The sequence below is a fragment of the Paraburkholderia sp. WS6 genome, from assembly GCF_030464835.1.
Lineage (GTDB): Bacteria > Pseudomonadota > Gammaproteobacteria > Burkholderiales > Burkholderiaceae > Paraburkholderia > Paraburkholderia madseniana.
In genome coordinates, this window is record NZ_JALQCK010000002.1 from 73,007 (window position 1) to 90,999 (window position 17,993).

Below are 17,993 nucleotides of genomic sequence, written 5' to 3' on the forward strand. Positions count from 1 at the left end.
CACGCAACCCAACGGTCAAGCCGCTGACCAAAGTGGGCCGCTACGAAGCCTAAGGAAGGGGAAGGACGATCATGCAGGCTGATGTAATGACGCGAATGTTCGAGTCACTCAGGCTGCACGGTATGGCACGGGCGCCGAAAAAAAACGGTGCGACTCCGATATAACCGGAGTCGCACCGCGACATGCAGAGTTACCTTCGCAAGGTGGAGCAAAGTCCCGTCAGGGTTGCAACCCTGACGGCCCCCCACACCCGCTCAGGCGAGGTCGAAGCGGTCGAGGTTCATCACCTTGACCCACGCTGCGACAAAGTCGCGAACGAATTTCGCCTGCCCGTCCTCGCTTGCATAGACTTCGGACAGCGCCCGCAACTGGGCGTGTGAACCGAACACCAGATCGACGCGGCTACCGGTCCACTTCAGTTCGCCGGTTTTGCGGTCGCGCCCTTCAAACACGTCCCGGGAGACCGGTTTCCATTCCGTACCCATGTCGAGCAGGTTGACGAAAAAGTCGTTGGTCAGCGTTTCCGGCCGCTTGGTGAAGACACCATGTGAATCCTGCCCGCTCTGGACCTTCAGGGCGCGCAAGCCGCCGATGAGCGCCGTCATCTCGGGTGCGGTCAGGGTCAGCAATTGCGCCTTGTCGATCAGCAACGCCTCAGCCGGGACACTGTACTTGCCCTTCAGAAAGTTGCGGAAACCATCGGCGACGGGTTCAAGCGCTCCGACGGATTCCACGTCGGTCTGATCCTGCGAGGCGTCCGCGCGTCCCGGCGCAAACGGCACGGTCACCGGATGGCCTGCGCTTTTTGCGGCCTGCTCGATGCCGGCGCTACCGGCCAGCACGATCAGGTCGGCCAGCGATACCTTCTTGCCGCCGGACGGTGCGCCGTTGAACTCGCTCTGGATCCCTTCGAGGACCTTCAGTACCTTCGCCAGTTGCTCGGGCTGGTTGACCACCCAGTCTTTCTGCGGAGCGAGGCGAATGCGTGCACCGTTGGCGCCGCCGCGCTTGTCCGAGCCGCGGAAGGTGGATGCCGACGCCCACGCCGTCGACACGAGCTGCGAAACGGACAGCCCTGACGCCAGAATCTTCTGCTTGAGCGAGGCGACGTCCTGATCGTTGACCAGTGCGTGGTCGACCGCCGGAATGGGGTCCTGCCAGATCAGTTCTTCAGCGGGCACTTCCGGTCCAAGATAGCGGACGCGCGGTCCCATATCGCGGTGAGTGAGCTTGAACCATGCACGGGCGAAGGCATCGGCGAGCTGGTCGGGATTGGCCAGGAAGCGCCGCGAAATCTTCTCGTAGACGGGGTCGAAGCGCAGCGAGAGGTCGGTGGTGAGCATCGTCGGCCGCTGCTTCTTCGAGGCATCGTAAGCGTGCGGAATCGTTTCGCCGGCATCCTTGGCGACCCACTGGTTGGCGCCGGCGGGGCTCTTGGTCAGTTCCCATTCGTACTTGAACAGGTTCTCGAAGAAGCCGTTGCCCCACTTCGTCGGTGTGGTGGTCCAGGTGACTTCCAGTCCGCTGGAGATCGCGTCGGCGCCCTTGCCGGTGCCGAAGCTGCTCTTCCAGCCCAGCCCCTGGTTCTCGAGGCCGGCGGCCTCGGGCACCGGACCCACATTGTCGGCAGGACCGGCGCCGTGCGTCTTGCCAAAGCTGTGGCCACCGGCGATCAGCGCGACCGTTTCCTCGTCGTTCATGGCCATGCGCGCGAAGGTTTCACGGATGTCATGTGCCGCGGCGAGCGGGTCAGGATTGCCGTCGGGACCTTCCGGGTTGACATAGATCAGGCCCATCTGCACGGCGCCCAGCGGGTTTTCCAGGTTGCGTCCGTTGTCGTCGCGGCTGACTTCGCTGCCGTGCAGTGCTGGATCGGCCACGACCACGCCTTCGTCGTCACTGCCGGCAGCACCCTTGCCGTAACGGACATCGCCGCCCAGCCAGGTCTTTTCGTTGCCCCAGTAGACGTCCAGGTCCGGCTCCCAGGTGTCGGCGCGACCGCCACCGAAGCCGAAGGTCTTGAAGCCCATGGTCTCGAGCGCGACGTTGCCGGTAAGAATCAGCAGATCGGCCCAGGAAATTTTCTGGCCGTACTTTTGCTTGATCGGCCACAGCAGGCGGCGAGCCTTATCGAGGCTGACGTTGTCCGGCCAACTGTTGAGCGGCGCGAACCGCTGCTGGCCACGCCCGGCGCCACCGCGGCCGTCGCCGATGCGGTACGTGCCGGCACTGTGCCAGGCCATGCGGATGAAGAACGCACCATAGTGGCCGAAGTCTGCCGGCCACCAATCCTGCGAGTCGGTCATCAGTGCCGCAAGATCCTTCTTCACCGCAGCCAGATCGAGGCTCCGGAACGCCTCGGCGTAGTTGAAGCCGTTGTCCAGCGGGTCCGACTTGCTGGAGTGTTGGCTAAGCAGATCCAGCCGTAGCTGCTTTGGCCACCAGTCACGGTTGGTCGTGCCACCTCCGGCGGCATGATTGAACGGGCACTTTGCATCGTTTGACATGCACTATCTCCTTGGGGAATGTACCCACTACCAGTTCTTCCACGGCGCCTGGCTTCTACGGTGCATCGCCGAACCAGCGCCGGCGGGCGGTCGGGAAATCACATGATGGGCTCTTTTTGATGTATTGGCACTTTCACCCGGCACGCATAGCCTTCGTCCGATGAGGACGTCGTTGCGTGTATTGGACCGGGATGGCCCGCGTCGGCAGGCCTACTGCACATAAAAATATATGTGAGGGAGGCCATTAACAGAATGCGATTTTTGCAATGCTATTGATAGAACATAACTATAACGTGACAGATGCCTTTCATATTTACAGTGACGTGCTCCTTGCCGCGCCGTGGAAAGTGCGGACCTTTTTGTATGTCCATAACTATCGACCCCACAGTCCGTAATGGCTTCAAGCATATCGTCAAATTCCGATATATGATTCGTGTTGTAGCGATGCAGATGCATGGCCGCTAACGTGCGCCATGCCTGCCTGTTGGTGGTGCCCTGAAGTTGATGCCCTGAAAACCGATCCACATGACGCTCGATATCGACGCGATTCACAAAGCGCTTGCCAACCCCGTACGGCGGGAGATTCTCGGCTGGCTGCGCGAGCCGTATGCGCATTTCTCCGACCAGGAGCTCCCGCTCGATCACGGCGTGTGCGCGGGCAAGATCGACGCGCACTGCGGCCTGTCGCAGTCCACCGTGTCGGCGCACCTCGCCGCGTTGCAGCGCGCCGGTCTCGTTACGTCGAAGCGGGTTGGGCAATGGGTGTTTTTCAAACGCAACGAGGCCGTCATTCAAGCCTTTCTCGAGCACATGAACACCGAGCTCTGAGCGCTTCATCCGCATCGCCGCGTTTTTCGCTTATTTCATCGTGCAGTTTTTTTAAGGCCCGGGCCACGCGCCCGCCACCCAAGGTGAACTCATATGCCGACTCTTTTTGACCCGCTCCAGATTGGCGACATCACGTTGTCGAACCGCATCATCATGGCGCCCCTCACGCGCCAACGCGCCGAAGAAGTCCGCGTGCCGAACGCGCTGATGGCGAAGTACTACGCAGAACGCGCCACGGCAGGCCTGATCATCAGCGAAGCCACGTCCGTCACGCCGCAAGGTGTCGGTTACGCCGAGACCCCGGGCATCTGGTCGCAGGAGCAGGTGGAAGGCTGGAAGATCGTCACGAACGCCGTGCACGCAGCCGGCGGCAAGATTTTCCTGCAACTGTGGCACGTCGGCCGTATTTCGGACCCGCTGTTCCTCAATGGCGAACTGCCGGTCGCGCCGAGCGCCATCGCAGCCCAGGGTCACGTGAGCCTGGTGCGTCCGGAGCGGCCGTACGTGACGCCGCGCGCATTGGAACTCGATGAAATCGCCGGTGTGGTCGACGTGTTCCGCAAGGGCGCCGCAAACGCGAAGGCAGCAGGTTTCGACGGTGTGGAAGTGCACGGCGCAAACGGCTATCTGCTCGACCAGTTCCTGCAGGACAGCACCAACAAGCGTACCGACGCTTACGGCGGCCCGATCGAAAACCGCGCCCGCCTGCTGCTCGAAATCACTGACGCCTGTATCGACGTCTGGGGCGCGAACCGTGTCGGCGTGCACCTCGCACCCCGCCGCGACGCGCACGCCATGGGCGATTCAGATCCGGCAGCGACCTTCGGTTACGTGGCACGCGAACTCGGCAAGCGCAAGATTGCGTTCATCGCCGCCCGCGAAGCGCTCGGCGACGACCGCCTCGGCCCGCAACTGAAGAAGGCATTCGGCGGCCCGTACATCGCGAACGAAAAGTTCACCAAGGAAACCGCGCAGCACGTGCTCGACGCGGGTGAAGCGGACGCGGTGGCATGGGGTCAACTGTTCATCGCGAATCCGGATCTGGTGCGCCGCTTCGAGACGAATGCACCGTTGAACAAGCCGAATCCGGCAACGTTCTATGCACGCGGCGAAACCGGCTACGTGGATTATCCGACGCTGGAAGCAGTGGAATAAGCCGTTCGGTTCATGCGGCGTCACGCAAGATCACGCCGCATGAACACCCGTTTCGATTCGTCGAGTCCGCGCGCGATATGCGCGTCGCGCCGCGCGATGAGTGCCGCATCGAGATCGGCCTCCTCGATATCGCGAAAGCCGAGCCGGCGATAGTACGGTGCGTTCCACGGCACCTCGCGAAACGTCGACAATATGAGTTGCGCTATCTGTTGCGCACGCGCGAGTTGCGCGACCTGCTCGATCAGCGCCGCGCCGATACGTTGCCCGGCATGGGAACTCAGCACGTCGAGCTCCTGAACATAGAAGCGCGCAGGCTGCGGCTCGAACATCACAAACCCCACACACGTCTCATCAGTATCCACTGCAACGACGATTTGCTGCGCGTCGATCTTGCGGTGGACGAGTTCCAGCTCCATCGGCGGTGCATCGGCGATGCCGGTCATGCCGACGCTGACAAAGCGCTGGCCGGCCTCGAATTCGATCGTACGGATAGCGTGCGCATCGTGCGGCGCGGCAAGGCGGAACGTGAGGTTGGAAGCGTATTGCATAGGGGTTTCTTAAATTTTTTTCGGGCGCGATTCAGGAAGACACGCCCCGATATTGACATCAGCACCGAGAAATAAACAAGTGCCCATGTCACGACGGGACTAAAATCCCGAACATCCAAATCCCTTCCGACCCAAGATGGATCTCATGCATGTGCTGCAGGTCGCCCTGCACTTCGACCAGCACCTGAGCGGTTTGATCGTGCAATACGGCACGGCCGTCTACGCGATGCTGTTTCTCGTCGTGTTCGTCGAGATCGGTTTCCTGCCGCTGTTCTTTTTGCCTGGCGATCCGCTGATTTTCATCTGTGGCGGTCTCGCCGCCACCGGCGCGCTGAACGTCTGGCTCGTGATCCCCGTGCTGTTCGCCGCCACCGTGGCCGGCAGTATTGTCGACTATGCGATCGGCCGTGCCATCGGCGAAAAAGTCTATACCGCCGATTACCGCTGGCTCGACAAGAACGCACTGCGCAAAGCGCACGCGTTTTACGAAGCACGCGGCGGCCTGACCTTTTTACTGTCGCCGTTCATTGCAGTCGTGCGCACGTTCGCGCCGTTTGTCGCCGGTGTTTCGCGCATGACGTTTGCGCGTTTCGTGTCGTTCGTCACCGCCGGCGCGGCGCTGTGGATCGTGTCGCTGGTGGCGGCCGGTTATCTGTTCGGCAACGTGCCGCTGGTGCGCGATCATATGAGTTCGATCGTGCTGCTGGGCGTCTCGCTCGGTGTCGGATCGCTGCTGGTGAGCGCCGTGTGGCGTTTTGTCAACCGGAGGTTGCGCGCTCACTAAGCCGATGGTTGCGTGCTCACTGAATTTCGTGGAGGAACGTTATGTCGCTGTCTGCTTTGCTCGTCTTCGCCGTGGCGCATGTTCATCGCCGGCCTGCTGGTGACGCTCGGCAATCCGAAGATCATGATGTTCTACCTCGCGTTGCTGCCGACCATCATCGATCTGTCGCGCATCGGCACCGTCGCGTGGTTCGAACTCACGCTCACCATGCTGATCGTATTGATGGCCGTCGACTTCGGTTGGGCGCTGCTCGCCACACGTGCGGGCTGAGCAGATCGACCACCTGACGCCGGTTTGGATCGGCAAGTGCCGCCAGAGTTCGGTCGAGCGAGACGCTGGCAGGCAGTCCCATCGCTTATACCCACCCTTCGATTTTCAGGCCGCTCACACGCTCCGCTTCCTCGCGGGACACCTCGCGAACCGTCTGGCCGAAGCTCCAGACGTGCCCTTCCGGATCGCGCGCCGCGTAGACACGGTCGCCATAGAACTGATCCGCCGGCTCGCGCGTGATCACAGCGCCCGCAGCACGCGCACGAGCGCAATGTTCGTCGATCCCCTCGCGCAATTGCACGTGCACTGATTGCGTATTCTTGCCGCCGATCGATGCCGGGCTCGCCGAGTCTTCGGACCATTCTCGGCAGATCATCACGTAGCTGTCGCCGAAACGCATTTCCGAGTGGCCCAACTGGCCGTCGCTTTCCGTGATCACCATTTGACGCTCGAAGCCGAACGCTTTCTCGAGCCAGTCGAGCGCGGCAAACGGGTCCTTGTAGTACACCGCAGCACCCAGCGAAGGACGATGAAACGGTTCGTTCATGATTGCCTCCTTTTATAAACCTTTTAACAGTTTCCGATACCCGCGTTCGGCCGTCGGTACGTCTGCGGGCGCGGCGGCCGCGCGGCGTGCCAGTTCGGAGTCCGACACGAGCAGCGTGATTTCGCGTTGCGACGCTGAGCCGGATACGATCGCCGTTTTGAACATAGGCTAGCGGGCCACCGACGGCCGCCTCAGGCGTCACGTGCAACACGATGGTGCCGAAAGCGGTGCCAAGGTGGCCGGTGCGGCGAGCGAATCGCCTGGTTTGGTCCTGGGCATGGAGAAACCCGGCATGAGATGCATGTAAACGTAGGGAGGGGACGGTCTCACGGCGCGCCCGTCACCGTGCGTGCGCTGCGACGAAATGCTTGCGGCGGTTGCCCGAATACACGCAGGAATGCTTCCCGCATTCTCCTTGGATCGGAGAACCCGGTCGCGCTGGCGACCTGATCGATCGTGTGTCGGCTTTCCTCGAGCATCAAGCGCGCAGTTTCAATGCGCAGTCGCTCGACGGCCTTTGCAGGAGTCTGTCCCGTCTCCGCACGAAACGCGCGGCTAAATTGACGCGGACTCAAACGCGCAACCTCCGCCAATTGCTCGACCGAAAGTGGTTCGTTGAGGTTCTTTTTCGCATACGTCAGCGCGGATTGAATGCGATCGGACTTTGGCTCGAGTTCGAGCAGCGCTGAGTGCTGCGACTGTCCGCCTGTACGCCAATGATAGACAACAAGGTTTCGCGCGACCGACCGTGCGACCTTGGCGCCAAGATCTTTCTCCACCAACGCGAGTGCGAGATCGATACCCGCCGTCATGCCAGCCGAGGTCCAGATCGGCCCGTCCGCAATGAAGATCCGATCCTCGTCCACCGTAATTGATGGAAAGCGGGTGCGTAGATCGTGCGCATAGTGCCAGTGCGTGGTTGCGCGGCGGCCATCGAGCAAGCCAGCCTCCGCGAGCACGAACGCGCCCGTGCACATCGAAGCGGTGCGCCGCGCGGTCTCAGCGCTGCGACGCACGTACGCGAGCACACCTGGCGGCGGTACGACGGTGACAGGGTTGCTTCCGGCGAAGATGACTGTGTCGAATACGCGATCGTCGATCGCCTCGGTCAAGACCGTCAAACCGCTCGAAGCGCGCACCAGGCCGCCTGCTTCGGAAACGTTGAGCGTCTGATAGAACGGTTCACCGATCGCCACGTTTGCGAACTCGAACACGGATTGCGCAACGAGTGCCATCGAATAGAAGCCGTCGAACACCACAAACGCAACAGTCGGCACGGCTGCCTCCCGAACGAGCACGTCCTGAAAACGTAGTTTATACGTCCTTTGAGCCATCAACGATTGACCGTATAAATATCGGTAGGGAGCACGGGTTGCGTTACGCGGACGCGCTGTGCGCACACCGCGTCCGTAGCGACACGATCTCGTTGATCTTCCATTTGATCAGACTTATACCTCCCATTTAATTAGGCATACGTATATATGTTCTCGATTTCATCCATGCGTCAACTCGCGTTCGGCTCGTTGACGGCGCGCGTGTTTAGCCTGAGCTTTCTCACTGCGGCCGCTTTTGCGCCACCCGTCCTTGCTGCTGACGAATTGCCCGCACCCGCATCGACCGGCGATACGGCGATCCGCCCGTTCCACGCCCATTTTTCCAACGCCCAACTCGCCGATCTGCGCAAACGCATCGCGGCGACCCGCTGGCCGGACAAGGAGACGGTCGACGACCGATCTCAAGGCGCGCAACTCGCCAGACTGAAGGACCTCGTGAACTACTGGGGCACGGGCTACGACTGGCGCAAGGCCGAGGCGAGGCTCAATGCACTGCCGCAATATGTCACCACAATCGATGGAGTCGATATTCACTTCATCTGGGTACGCTCACGCAATCCAAACGCGCTGCCGATGATCATGACCCATGGCTGGCCCGGCTCGGTATTCGAGGAACTGAAAGTCATCGGGCCTCTCACCGATCCAGTCGCCTATGGCGGGCGCGCGGAAGATTCCTTCGACGTGGTCCTGCCCTCGATGCCCGGATACGGGTTCTCAGGCAAGCCCAAGGGCACTGGGTGGACGCCTGACCATATCGCCCGCGCCTGGGAGGAACTGATGCGCCGCCTCGGGTACCAGCACTACGTCGCTCAGGGCGGCGACTGGGGTTCCGTGATCGCCGACAAAATGGCCGCCCAGAAAGCACCCGGACTGCTCGGCATTCACGTCAACATGCCGGCGACGGTACCGCCGGACGTTGCGAAATCGCTGAAGGCGGGCGACTCACCGCCGGCCGGCCTTTCCGACAAGGAGAAAGCCGCGTACAAGTCACTTGACAGCCTCTATACACGCGGCGGCGGTTACGCAGCGATGATGGTCACGCGTCCACAGACGGTGGGTTACGCGCTTGCGGATTCTCCGGTTGGCCAGGCAGCATGGATGTACGACAAATTTGCGGACTGGACCTACAGCGGCGGCAATCCCGAACGCTCGCTGACCAAGGACGAGATGCTCGACGACATCACGCTGTATTGGCTGACCAACACGTCGACGTCCGCGGCGCAGCTCTACTGGGAAAACAATGCGAACAACTTCAACGCGGTCGACATTTCGATCCCTGCGGCAGTGACGGTCTTCCCCGGCGAGATCTATCAGGCGCCTCGTAGCTGGACTGAACGCAGCTACCACAAGCTCATCTACTTCAATGAAGTGAACAAGGGTGGCCACTTCGCGGCCTGGGAACAGCCTCAGCTTTTCTCGGAAGAACTCAGGGCTTCATTCAAGTCCTTGCGTTGAATGACGCGAATCAAGTCATGCATGAAAACCATTTATCTCAAGAGCAATCGATGAAGACGACTGGCAACACCATTTTCATTACCGGCGGCGGCTCCGGCATTGGCCGCGGTCTCGCCGAAGCATTCCATCGACTCGGCAATCAGGTCATCATTTCCGGACGCCGCCGCGCGAATCTCGACGAGACGATCGCGGCCAACCCCGGCATGCAGGCGATCGAGCTCGACATCACCGACCCGGAGAACATCATTTCGGTTGCCGAGGAACTCGTCGCCGGATGGCCATCGCTGAACGTGCTGATCAACAATGCAGGTGTGATGCATATCGACGATCTTGGCGCACCGGTTGACGAAACACTGCTGACGTCGACGCTGAGCACCAATCTGATGGGTCCAATACGGATGACGGGCGCGCTTGTCGAACACCTGAAACAGCAGGACAAGGCGACGATCATCAATGTCTCGTCGGTTCTGGCTTTCGTGCCGATGGCAATGGCCGGTGTCTATTCGTCGACCAAGGCGGCCATTCATTCCTACACGCAATCGCTACGTTATGTGCTCAAAGATACGTCCGTACGCGTGGTTGAGATCGCGCCACCCTGGGTTCAGACCGACTTGCTGAACAGCAGGAACGAACCACGAGCCATGCCGCTTGCCCCGTATATCGAGCAAACCATGCGCGAACTCAGCACCGATTCAATCGAGGCACTGGTCGAGATTGCACGACCGATGCGCAACAACGTCGGTCCGAATGAATCGGCGTTCGTAACGCAGTTCAACGACAAGTTCAAAAGCTGATTCGCTCTTCGTGTATCGATCCGTCCGGGTGGAATGGCAAGCATTTGCCGGTCCACTTGGACTTAGGAACGTGATCGAATCATATGAAGGCGACGAACGGCATCGCGAAGCGCCACGTCGCTCGACGGCTTCGATGCCCGTGGCAAGCTCCGGTCGGGTCCTATTGGGGCGCGCCCTTTGCGCTTTCCTTCGCCTCGGTGCGCGCTTCGATCGCGTGCACGACGGCCGCCATATCGGCTTGACCGTGACCCAACTCAACGGTCTCGGTGTACAGATCAAAGCAGACATCCAGCAGCGGCGACGCAAGATTCGCATGGCGCGCCGCTTCGGCCGCGAGCCGGTTGTTCTTCAGCACGTCGACAATCGAGGCCTGCACCGTGAAATCCTCGTTCACGAGCTTGTCGACCTTCACGCGTGAAACGTTGCTTGCCATCGGGCCCGCGTCGAGCACGGCCTGGAATTGCTTCATGTCGAGCCCGTAGCGTCGCGCAAGATGCGACGCCTCGGCAAGCGCGGTCACCATCGGAATCAGGAACGTGTTGATCGACAGTTTCATCAGAAGCCCCGCGGGTACCGCCCCGCAGATCACCGTTTCGTGGCACATCGGCTTGAGGAGTGGACGAACTTCTTCGACGGCTGCCGGCTCGCCAGCCAGCATCGCCACCAGTTGACCCGCTTCGGCCGGCTTGCGTGAACCCGAGACGGGCGCCTCGACGTACTGCCCTCCTGCCGCGCGGATGTCGGCTTCGAGGTCGCGCGAATAGTCGGCCGATGTCGTGCCCATGTGCATGATCGTGTGCTGTGCGACGTTCGTTGCGAAATCCGCGGTGTGGCGGCCGAGCACCGCGTCGAGCGCCGTATCGGTCGCCATCATCAGGATCACGATGCTGGCCTGCCGGAAGACGTCGGCGGCGCTGTCCGCAATCTGCGCGCCTGCGTCGCGCAATGCAGCGCAACGGTCCGGCGTGCGGTTCCACACGATCAGTGCGGTGCCGGCACGTGCGAGGTTGAGCGCCATCGGCTGCCCCATCACGCCAAGGCCGATGAATCCTACTTTCATGGGTGTCTCCATTCTTTATCCGTTGCTTGTGGCCACGGTTCGGTGGATCGGGTGCAGGTATGCACGCACGACAACGAGGCGGCCGCTTTGCCTCCGCGACGCTCTCCCGAAACAGAATCGATCGAGCCGGGCGACGCCGCCCAGTCTATCTAAATTGCCGCAATCACGCCCGCACACCTTATCTCCACCAGCGCAGCGGACGGCGCAGATGATGCCGCTCCAGCCGCACCGCGGCGCTCGCCTGGAGAAACGCCGGCATGCTGTCCAGCGGCCTGCCTTCGAGCCGTTCGCGCTCCTCGTCGGCCTCGACGGTTCTCGCCGGATCGATGAAAAACGCGGCCACGATCCCCACCCCGAGCAAGCACGCGGAAATCGTGAACGGCACGTTATAACTGCCCGTCGTCTCGATCAGATAGCCGAACACGACGGGCGAGATCATGCCGGCGACGCCGAAGCCCGTGTTCATCATGCCACCCGCCGTGCCCGCGTAGCGACCGCCGATGTCGAGCGGCAAGGTCCACAACACAGGATTCGTGATCTCGAGAAAGAAGAATGACGCCGACAGGTACAGCACCGCCATCAGTGGATTAGTCGCGGACACCATCGGCAGCAGAAACACGAGCGAGCCGCCCATACCTACCACCAGCACGGCGCAGCGCGCAAAGCGCAGCCGGCCAGTGCGCTTGTAGAGCCGGTCCGAAACGACGCCGCCCAGGGTATCGCCGATCACGCCCGCGAGCAGCGGCAGCGCCGTGAACAGCGCCAGTTGTTTGAGATCGAAGCCGCGGGCTTCCTTCAGGTACGAAGGCAACCAGGTCAGATAGACCCACAGCAGCCAGCCGTAACAGAAGTCGACGAACGTGACGAGCCACATACGACGGACCAGCTTGCGCCACGGCGTGGCCGCACGTTTGGCACGTTCGCAGTCACCGGCGCGATAGCCGATCTCGGCCGTTTCCTCTGGCGTCACGCGACGGTTCTGCTCCGGCGAGTTCGTAAAGACGCAGAGGTACAGCACCGTCCACGCGAGACTCGCCACGCCGAGCAGAATGAACGCGTCGCGCCAGCCACCCGCCACCACCACCGCGAGCACCAGCGGCGGCGTGACCGCGCCGCCGAGGCGGGCGAAGCTATGGGTAATGCCTTGAGCGAAACCCCGCTCCGCCACCGGCATCCAGTAGGTAAAGGCGCGCGTCGCCGTCGGAAACGCACCGCCCTCGCCGATGCCCAGCGCGAAGCGCAGCGCGACGAGCATTGCCACACTGCCGGCGAAGCCGGTCGCGAGCGTCGCCGCCCCCCAGATCAGCGACAGCACCGTCAACACCAGCTTCGGCCCATACTTGTCCGACAGCCAGCCGCCGATGACTTGCATGAACGCGTACGGATAAGCGAAAGCCGAGAACACGAGGCCGAGCTGAACCGTCGTGAGACCCATTTCGTGCCGGATGATAGGGCCGGCCACGGCAATATTCACACGGTCGATGTACGAGATGAAATACATCAGGCACATGACGGCCAGGATGATGTGGCGCGTCTTCACACGCCGCTTGTGCGTTTGCATGCTGTCTCCTGTGTCTCTTATGTGACGCCGGGGGCGTCTGTGATCGTTCGATCCGTACGTCGTACCGCGTCGCGCCGCGTGCGCCTCGACTCGCGCCCTCCTCTGCTTTCCAGCGCGATCCGGGCATGCTGCTACGCATGCCGATACACGCGCCGTCAGGTAGGCACGAGCTTCAGGCGCTGCACCTTGCCCGACGGTCCACGGGGCAGTTCCGCGATGAAGCGAAACTCCTTCGGTGTCTTGTAGCGGCCCAGTTCGCGCAGACAATGCGCACGCAGGTCTGCGATGTCGAGCGCGCCCGGCCCCTCTGAAATGCGAGGCACGATGAAGGCGACGATCTCCTGGCCGTAAGCGGTATCCGGTACGCCCACCACCGCCGCATCCAGCACGCCGGGGTGTTTGAGCAACGCCTCATCGATCTCGCGCGGGGCGATGTTTTCACCGCCCTTGATGATCAATTCCTTTGCACGGCCGTTGATGTAGAAGTAACCGTCGCTGTCGCGATAGCCGAGGTCGCCGGTGCGCAGCCAGCCGTCGGCGGTGAAGGCCGCACGCGTTTCTCCCGGGCGTTTGTAATAGCCGCGCATGACCTGTTCGCCACGCAACACCAGTTCGCCGCACTCGTCGGGCGCGCATTCGCGGCCGTCACGGTCGATCACCTTCGCTTCGCCGCCTGACGGCAGGCCGATACTGCCGATTCTTCGGCTTGCCGGGTCATAGGGATTGCTGAACATGGGGGCGGCGGTTTCTGTCATGCCCATCGTCTCGATGATGCCGACCCCGAAGCGCGCCTCGAACGCACGGTGATGATCGACGGGCAGCGCCGCCGACGCACTGCGGCAGAATCTCAGCGCGGACAGGTCGACCGTGCACGGTTCGTCGTTATTGAGCAGATACGCGACGATCGTCGGCACCACGTTGATCCATGTGCAACCGTGGCGCGCTACATCGCGCCAGTAGGTGCGCGCGGAAAAACGCGGCGCCATGACCACCGAGCCGCCATGAAAGAGCGGCGCAAGCAGCGTCACGACGAGACCATTGATGTGATAAAGCGGCAATGCGGCGAAAACGCGATCGCCAGTCCCAAGCCGATGTTCGTGCGAGATGTTGCGCGCATTGGCCAGCAGGTTTCGCTGGTCCAGCAGGACGCCCTTCGGCGCGCCCGTGGTGCCGGACGTGTACATCAGCAGCGCTACGTCGCTTGCAGCCGGGCCACTGCTTGACGGCGTTTCGGTATCCCAGGTGTCTGCATTTTTCGCGTGCGCCTCGTATGTCATACGTGACACGCGCTGTGCCGGTTTGGCGTGCACATCCATAGATACCGCCGTTTCCGCCAGCACGGGTTCGACGGCGGTCTGCATCGGTGCAATAGCGGCATCGGGCGCCGTCTGCAACAACGCGATGTCGCGGGTCAATCCCTGCTCGCGCAACTCCGCAATCGCGCTCGACATCGCCGCATGCGTCTCGCCGGAAACGAAGACCATGCGCGTGTCCGAATGCTCCACGATGTAGCGCAACTGGGTCGGCTGGCACAACAGATTGAGCGGGTTGGCGACGAGCCCGCTGTACATCGCCGCAAGCAGCAGCCTTGCCGTATGGATGCCGTTGCCCATGAAGACCGACACGACATCGCCGGCCTGCAAGCCTGCTTCATGAAAAACCGTCTCGAGCGCCCGGCAGTCGTCGCGCAGTTCCGCGAAGGTCAGCACGTCGGGACGCTGCGTAGCGGCGCCGCCGTCTTCAGCACATTCAGGCGCCGCCAGCAGGAACGGCTTGTCGGGATACTGCGCGGCACGCGCGTCGATCAACGCACGGATTGTGTGAGGCGTCGTCATTTGCCATACCTCACGAAAAAATCCCCGAGCACGTCATCCAGTTCGGGAACGCGCTCTTCGATCGGGTAGGCCACGCGCGTGATGTTCAGGTAATGGTGAAAGTTGAGGTTGCTCGAGAAATTGTTGCGGCCCCACGTTCCGCATCCCATCGACAGCGAGAATGGCAAGCCGTTATCGAAGTTGCCGCCGGTCGCAAGGCAATGCGCCTGATTCACGATCACGCGCGCAACCGGCAACGTTGAACCGAGCTGCTCCGCCTGGCCCGAGTCGCTGGAATGCAGGCCGACCGAGTGTCCTGCGCCCATGTAGCCGTATATGCCGCGCACGATGTAGGCAGCGGCGTCGAAGGTTTGCGCGCGATAAACGGTCAGCACCGGCGCGAGCTTCTCGCCCGAGAACGGGTAATCGGCGCCGAAACCGGTTTCCTCCACCATCAGGAAAGCGGGCTCATGTGCGGCGATGTCGTCGAGGCCCGCCGCGCGTGCAATCGCCGTGGCCGAGCGCGCGGTGCAGCGTGCCGCCAGCTTGCCGTTCGACCACAGGGCGGCCTGCAATTGCGCCTTTTGCGCGGCGTCGAACATCACGCCACCGCAGGCGGTCAGTTCGGCCATCATGTCCGCGTACACCGCGTCTTCGATCACAACGCTGTTTTCCGATGAACAGCTCGTGGCGTTGTCGAACGTTTTCGAGCGCGCGATCTTGTGCGCTGCATCGTGCAAATCGGCAGACGCGGTGACGATCGACGCAACGTTCCCCGCGCCCACGCCGAACGCGGGCGTCCCGCTGGCGTAGGCCATCCGCACGTTCGCCTGCGAGCCGGTCGCCACGACCAGATCGCACTGCCGCATCAGTTCAGCGGTGGCCGCCTTGCTGATCGGCGCGGGCAACATCTGGACGAGGTCGGCCGCGAGCCCGACTTTGGCGAATTGCGCGTGAATGAATTCGATCAGCAGCGCGCACGACGAATAGCCCTTCGGAGAAGGCGCCACGATGACGGCATTGCCGCATTTGAGCGCGTTGACGATCTTGTTGATCGGCGTGGCCGCCGGATTGGTGGACGGCGTGATCGCCGCCACCACGCCGACCGCCCGCGCGATCTCGACGATGCCGGTGGCGTCATGACGCGCGATCACCCCCGTAGTCTTCTGCCCGCGCAGATCGCGCAACAGACCGAGCGTCTTGCGATAGTTCTTGCGGAACTTGTCGTCCGCGTTGCCGAGACCGGTGTCGCGCACCGCCAGCTCGGCGAGTTGGCGGTTGCGGGCGGGCTCCATGATCGCCCACGCGGCGGCGTCGGTGGCGGCATCGAGCACGTCCTGCCCCGCGACCTCGAATCCGCGCTGTGCGGCGCGCGCACGTGCAACCAGTAACGAGACGACACGTTCGACTTCGCTATGTGTACCAGCGTGCGTAGCTTCCGCTTCTGTGGCCCTAACGTTCATACGGTTCACTCCGGACTGAAAAAATTGGCGTTGGTACCAATCTAGTGAGCCGTACCTGCTTCGGAGTCCCGTTTTTTGAACTATCCCTTGCGCTGAGCGGGCCAGAATCGAAAAGTGCGAAATTCGGGACTTTCCATAGTCCCGAAAACTAAACAGACCGATGCACAATCCAACCTATAACTACGACATCGCGGAGACAGCGTGGCGACTTCGAATCAATCGAATGCGGCGGCCGTACGTGCATTTCGCGTACTCGAAACGTTGGCTGAGGCAAGCGGCCCGCTTTCCATGACGGATCTCGTCCATGCCCTCGAACTGCCCAAGCAGACCGTACATCGCATTCTGGTGCAGTTGATGGATGCGTGGCTGGTCACGCGCAGCGCCGGCGACAGGCTGTATGAGTGCTCGCCGCGCGTGCGCATGCTGGCGGTTAATGTGCTGATGCATGCGGGCCCAGCCGCTGCCCGCCATGTCCTGCTTGAACAACTGGTGGCAAAAATTGGCGAGACCTGCAATCTGACGATGCTGGCCGGCAACGACGTGGTCTATGTGGACCGGGTGGAAACGGAGTGGCCGCTGCGCATGCACCTTCAACCGGGCTCGCACGTGCCCCTGCACTGTTCGGCAAGCGGCAAGCTGTTGCTCAGCTTTCTTCCCAAAGACCGGCGCGAACGGGTTATCGAAACCTTGCCACTGCGCGCTTATTCCGAGCGGACGATTACGGATCGCGGCGAGTTGCGCAAGGAGTTGACCATCACGCGGCGGCGCCAGCTCGCGATCAACAATCAGGAACATTTGCAGGGACTCATCGCGATCGCGGTGCCGGTCATGCTGGATCGCAATCGAGCCTGCGCGGCCATCGCCGTCCAGGCGCCCGTCGGGAGGGTCGTGCTCGATGATCTTTTGGCCTTCCTGCCCGATCTGCGGTTGGCCGCGGAGGAAACCGCCAAGACTTTCCGGCAGTAGCGCTGGAATATCGCGCCGCAGCGCATTCCGAAAATCGGGATGATCTGCGCTGAAATTGCGCGCCGAATCCTCGCCAATCCGGCGAAAACCATGGCCGACAAAGGCGCGCGGTACAATGACGCCGATCCATTTTCCGGAACGGCACCATGACTAAAGCGGATACTCCTACCCTGCGCGCGTTCGCCCTGCTGGAACATCTCGTCCGCGCCGAAGGTCCGGTGTCGCTAGCCGACATTGCCCAGGACGTCGACTTGCCGAAGGCTTCGCTGCATCGCATGCTGGCTTCGCTCGAAGCCGGTGGTCTCGTGATCCGCGAACCCGGTCAGAAGAATGCCTACGTGATCGGGCCGCGTCTCGCGCAACTCGGTCTTGGCGTCATGATGCACTCGGGTGCCCGCCGATTGCGGCATGCGATCCTGTCGAATCTGGTTGCCGATCTCGGCGAGACCTGCAACCTCACGATGCTGCACGAAACCGAAGTGCTGTATCTCGACCGGCTCGAGGCGCCCTGGCCGTTGCGGCTCGATCTCAAGCCCGGCTCGCACGTACCGGCACATTGCAGCGCGAGCGGCAAGCTGCTGCTGGCCATGCTGCCGCGCGAACAACGCAGCGCCCTCGTCCGCACGCTGAAGCTCGAACGCTTCACGCCGAATACGATCACCGACCCCGAACTGCTCGAAGCGGAACTCGACCGCACCGCGCACAAGCGCATCGCCATCGACAATGAGGAATTTGTCGCCGGCATCGCGTGTGTAGCCGCGCCGGTGATGGATGAGAACAACACCTGCATCGCGGCGATCGCCGTTCATGCGCCGGTCTCGCGGGCGCCGCTGTCGCGCGCTCTCGAGTTCGTGCCGCGCCTGCAGGAAGCCGCTCAGCAGCTCGCTAAAACGTTCTAGCGCGCCGC

The 17,993-nt window shown here is 62.0% G+C and carries 15 protein-coding genes and 2 pseudogenes; 8 read left to right on the forward strand and 9 right to left on the reverse strand.

Annotation, left to right across the window (positions count from 1 at the left end):
- Positions 1-254 precede the first annotated feature (254 nt).
- The gene (gene katG / locus M0D64_RS02875) at positions 255-2,507 is read right to left on the reverse strand and encodes a catalase/peroxidase HPI (RefSeq protein WP_266256541.1); all 2,253 of its coding nucleotides are present in this window, start codon (positions 2,505-2,507) and stop codon (positions 255-257) included.
- Between the two features lie 525 nt (positions 2,508-3,032).
- Here katG and M0D64_RS02880 point away from each other — a divergent pair.
- Together M0D64_RS02880 and M0D64_RS02885 are read left to right on the forward strand one after the other, a co-directional pair.
- Entirely contained in the window at positions 3,033-3,335 is a 303-nt protein-coding gene (locus tag M0D64_RS02880) for a helix-turn-helix transcriptional regulator (protein WP_154567261.1), read from the forward strand.
- 93 nt (positions 3,336-3,428) lie between these two features.
- Positions 3,429-4,490 (forward strand): alkene reductase, encoded by a 1,062-nt coding sequence (locus M0D64_RS02885; RefSeq protein WP_266256542.1) that lies wholly within the window; start codon positions 3,429-3,431, stop codon positions 4,488-4,490.
- 20 nt (positions 4,491-4,510) lie between these two features.
- Here the strand turns inward: M0D64_RS02885 and M0D64_RS02890 are convergent, their stop codons facing one another.
- On the reverse strand, positions 4,511-5,038 hold the full coding sequence (locus tag M0D64_RS02890) for a GNAT family N-acetyltransferase (RefSeq protein ID WP_266256543.1): 528 nt from the start codon (positions 5,036-5,038) through the stop codon (positions 4,511-4,513).
- 136 nt (positions 5,039-5,174) lie between these two features.
- On the opposite strand from M0D64_RS02890, the gene M0D64_RS02895 reads away from it, so the two are divergent.
- Positions 5,175-5,822: a VTT domain-containing protein gene (locus M0D64_RS02895; RefSeq protein ID WP_054039163.1), complete on the forward strand. Its 648-nt coding sequence runs from the start codon at positions 5,175-5,177 to the stop codon at positions 5,820-5,822.
- 66 nt (positions 5,823-5,888) lie between these two features.
- A pseudogene (locus M0D64_RS02900) lies at positions 5,889-6,086 on the forward strand (LysE family translocator); the annotation flags it as partial.
- 91 nt (positions 6,087-6,177) lie between these two features.
- On the opposite strand, the gene M0D64_RS02905 reads toward M0D64_RS02900, so the two are convergent.
- The 3 genes and pseudogenes from M0D64_RS02905 to M0D64_RS02915 all read right to left on the reverse strand — a co-directional run bounded on the left by M0D64_RS02905 (position 6,178) and on the right by M0D64_RS02915 (position 7,916).
- Positions 6,178-6,639 carry a VOC family protein gene (locus tag M0D64_RS02905; protein ID WP_154567258.1) on the reverse strand — a complete coding sequence of 154 codons (462 nt, stop codon included), beginning with the start codon at positions 6,637-6,639 and terminating at the stop codon, positions 6,178-6,180.
- A 124-nt stretch (positions 6,640-6,763) separates the two neighbouring features.
- A pseudogene (locus M0D64_RS44835) lies at positions 6,764-6,850 on the reverse strand (dihydroxy-acid dehydratase); the annotation flags it as partial.
- A 115-nt stretch (positions 6,851-6,965) separates the two neighbouring features.
- Positions 6,966-7,916 carry a GlxA family transcriptional regulator gene (locus M0D64_RS02915; RefSeq protein WP_168436010.1) on the reverse strand — a complete coding sequence of 317 codons (951 nt, stop codon included), beginning with the start codon at positions 7,914-7,916 and terminating at the stop codon, positions 6,966-6,968.
- Positions 7,917-8,138: 222 nt separating this feature from the next.
- Here M0D64_RS02915 and M0D64_RS02920 point away from each other — a divergent pair, with 222 nt between their 5' ends.
- Both M0D64_RS02920 and M0D64_RS02925 read left to right on the forward strand, forming a co-directional pair.
- Entirely contained in the window at positions 8,139-9,428 is a 1,290-nt protein-coding gene (locus tag M0D64_RS02920; RefSeq protein WP_266256544.1) for an epoxide hydrolase family protein, read from the forward strand.
- A 50-nt stretch (positions 9,429-9,478) separates the two neighbouring features.
- Entirely contained in the window at positions 9,479-10,222 is a 744-nt protein-coding gene (locus M0D64_RS02925; protein WP_266256545.1) for an SDR family oxidoreductase, read from the forward strand.
- A gap of 160 nt (positions 10,223-10,382) precedes the next feature.
- Here the strand turns inward: M0D64_RS02925 and M0D64_RS02930 are convergent, their stop codons facing one another.
- The 4 genes from M0D64_RS02930 to M0D64_RS02945 all read right to left on the reverse strand — a co-directional run bounded on the left by M0D64_RS02930 (position 10,383) and on the right by M0D64_RS02945 (position 16,120).
- Entirely contained in the window at positions 10,383-11,294 is a 912-nt protein-coding gene (locus M0D64_RS02930) for an NAD(P)-dependent oxidoreductase (RefSeq protein WP_266256546.1), read from the reverse strand.
- Between the two features lie 166 nt (positions 11,295-11,460).
- Entirely contained in the window at positions 11,461-12,843 is a 1,383-nt protein-coding gene (locus M0D64_RS02935; protein ID WP_171926663.1) for an MFS transporter, read from the reverse strand.
- 155 nt (positions 12,844-12,998) lie between these two features.
- Entirely contained in the window at positions 12,999-14,678 is a 1,680-nt protein-coding gene (locus M0D64_RS02940) for an AMP-binding protein (RefSeq protein ID WP_266256547.1), read from the reverse strand.
- Complete coding sequence (locus tag M0D64_RS02945; RefSeq protein WP_266256548.1) at positions 14,675-16,120, reverse strand: aldehyde dehydrogenase family protein; 1,446 nt, start codon at positions 16,118-16,120, stop codon at positions 14,675-14,677. Before M0D64_RS02945 ends, M0D64_RS02940 begins: the two co-directional genes overlap by 4 nt.
- A gap of 201 nt (positions 16,121-16,321) precedes the next feature.
- On the opposite strand from M0D64_RS02945, the gene M0D64_RS02950 reads away from it, so the two are divergent.
- Positions 16,322-17,086 carry an IclR family transcriptional regulator gene (locus M0D64_RS02950; protein ID WP_097393753.1) on the forward strand — a complete coding sequence of 255 codons (765 nt, stop codon included), beginning with the start codon at positions 16,322-16,324 and terminating at the stop codon, positions 17,084-17,086.
- Positions 17,087-17,232: 146 nt separating this feature from the next.
- On the forward strand, positions 17,233-17,985 hold the full coding sequence (locus M0D64_RS02955) for an IclR family transcriptional regulator (protein WP_074288001.1): 753 nt from the start codon (positions 17,233-17,235) through the stop codon (positions 17,983-17,985).
- Positions 17,986-17,993 lie beyond the last annotated feature (8 nt).

Coding starts and splice junctions, on each gene's coding strand:
- katG (WP_266256541.1), bottom strand. CDS start 2,507: ATGTCAAACGATGCAAAGTGCCCGTTCAATCATGCCGCCGGAGGTGGC.
- M0D64_RS02880 (WP_154567261.1), top strand. CDS start 3,033: ATGACGCTCGATATCGACGCGATTCACAAAGCGCTTGCCAACCCCGTA.
- M0D64_RS02885 (WP_266256542.1), top strand. CDS start 3,429: ATGCCGACTCTTTTTGACCCGCTCCAGATTGGCGACATCACGTTGTCG.
- M0D64_RS02890 (WP_266256543.1), bottom strand. CDS start 5,038: ATGCAATACGCTTCCAACCTCACGTTCCGCCTTGCCGCGCCGCACGAT.
- M0D64_RS02895 (WP_054039163.1), top strand. CDS start 5,175: ATGGATCTCATGCATGTGCTGCAGGTCGCCCTGCACTTCGACCAGCAC.
- M0D64_RS02905 (WP_154567258.1), bottom strand. CDS start 6,639: ATGAACGAACCGTTTCATCGTCCTTCGCTGGGTGCTGCGGTGTACTAC.
- M0D64_RS02920 (WP_266256544.1), top strand. CDS start 8,139: ATGCGTCAACTCGCGTTCGGCTCGTTGACGGCGCGCGTGTTTAGCCTG.
- M0D64_RS02925 (WP_266256545.1), top strand. CDS start 9,479: ATGAAGACGACTGGCAACACCATTTTCATTACCGGCGGCGGCTCCGGC.
- M0D64_RS02930 (WP_266256546.1), bottom strand. CDS start 11,294: ATGGAGACACCCATGAAAGTAGGATTCATCGGCCTTGGCGTGATGGGG.
- M0D64_RS02935 (WP_171926663.1), bottom strand. CDS start 12,843: ATGCAAACGCACAAGCGGCGTGTGAAGACGCGCCACATCATCCTGGCC.
- M0D64_RS02940 (WP_266256547.1), bottom strand. CDS start 14,678: ATGACGACGCCTCACACAATCCGTGCGTTGATCGACGCGCGTGCCGCG.
- M0D64_RS02945 (WP_266256548.1), bottom strand. CDS start 16,120: ATGAACGTTAGGGCCACAGAAGCGGAAGCTACGCACGCTGGTACACAT.
- M0D64_RS02955 (WP_074288001.1), top strand. CDS start 17,233: ATGACTAAAGCGGATACTCCTACCCTGCGCGCGTTCGCCCTGCTGGAA.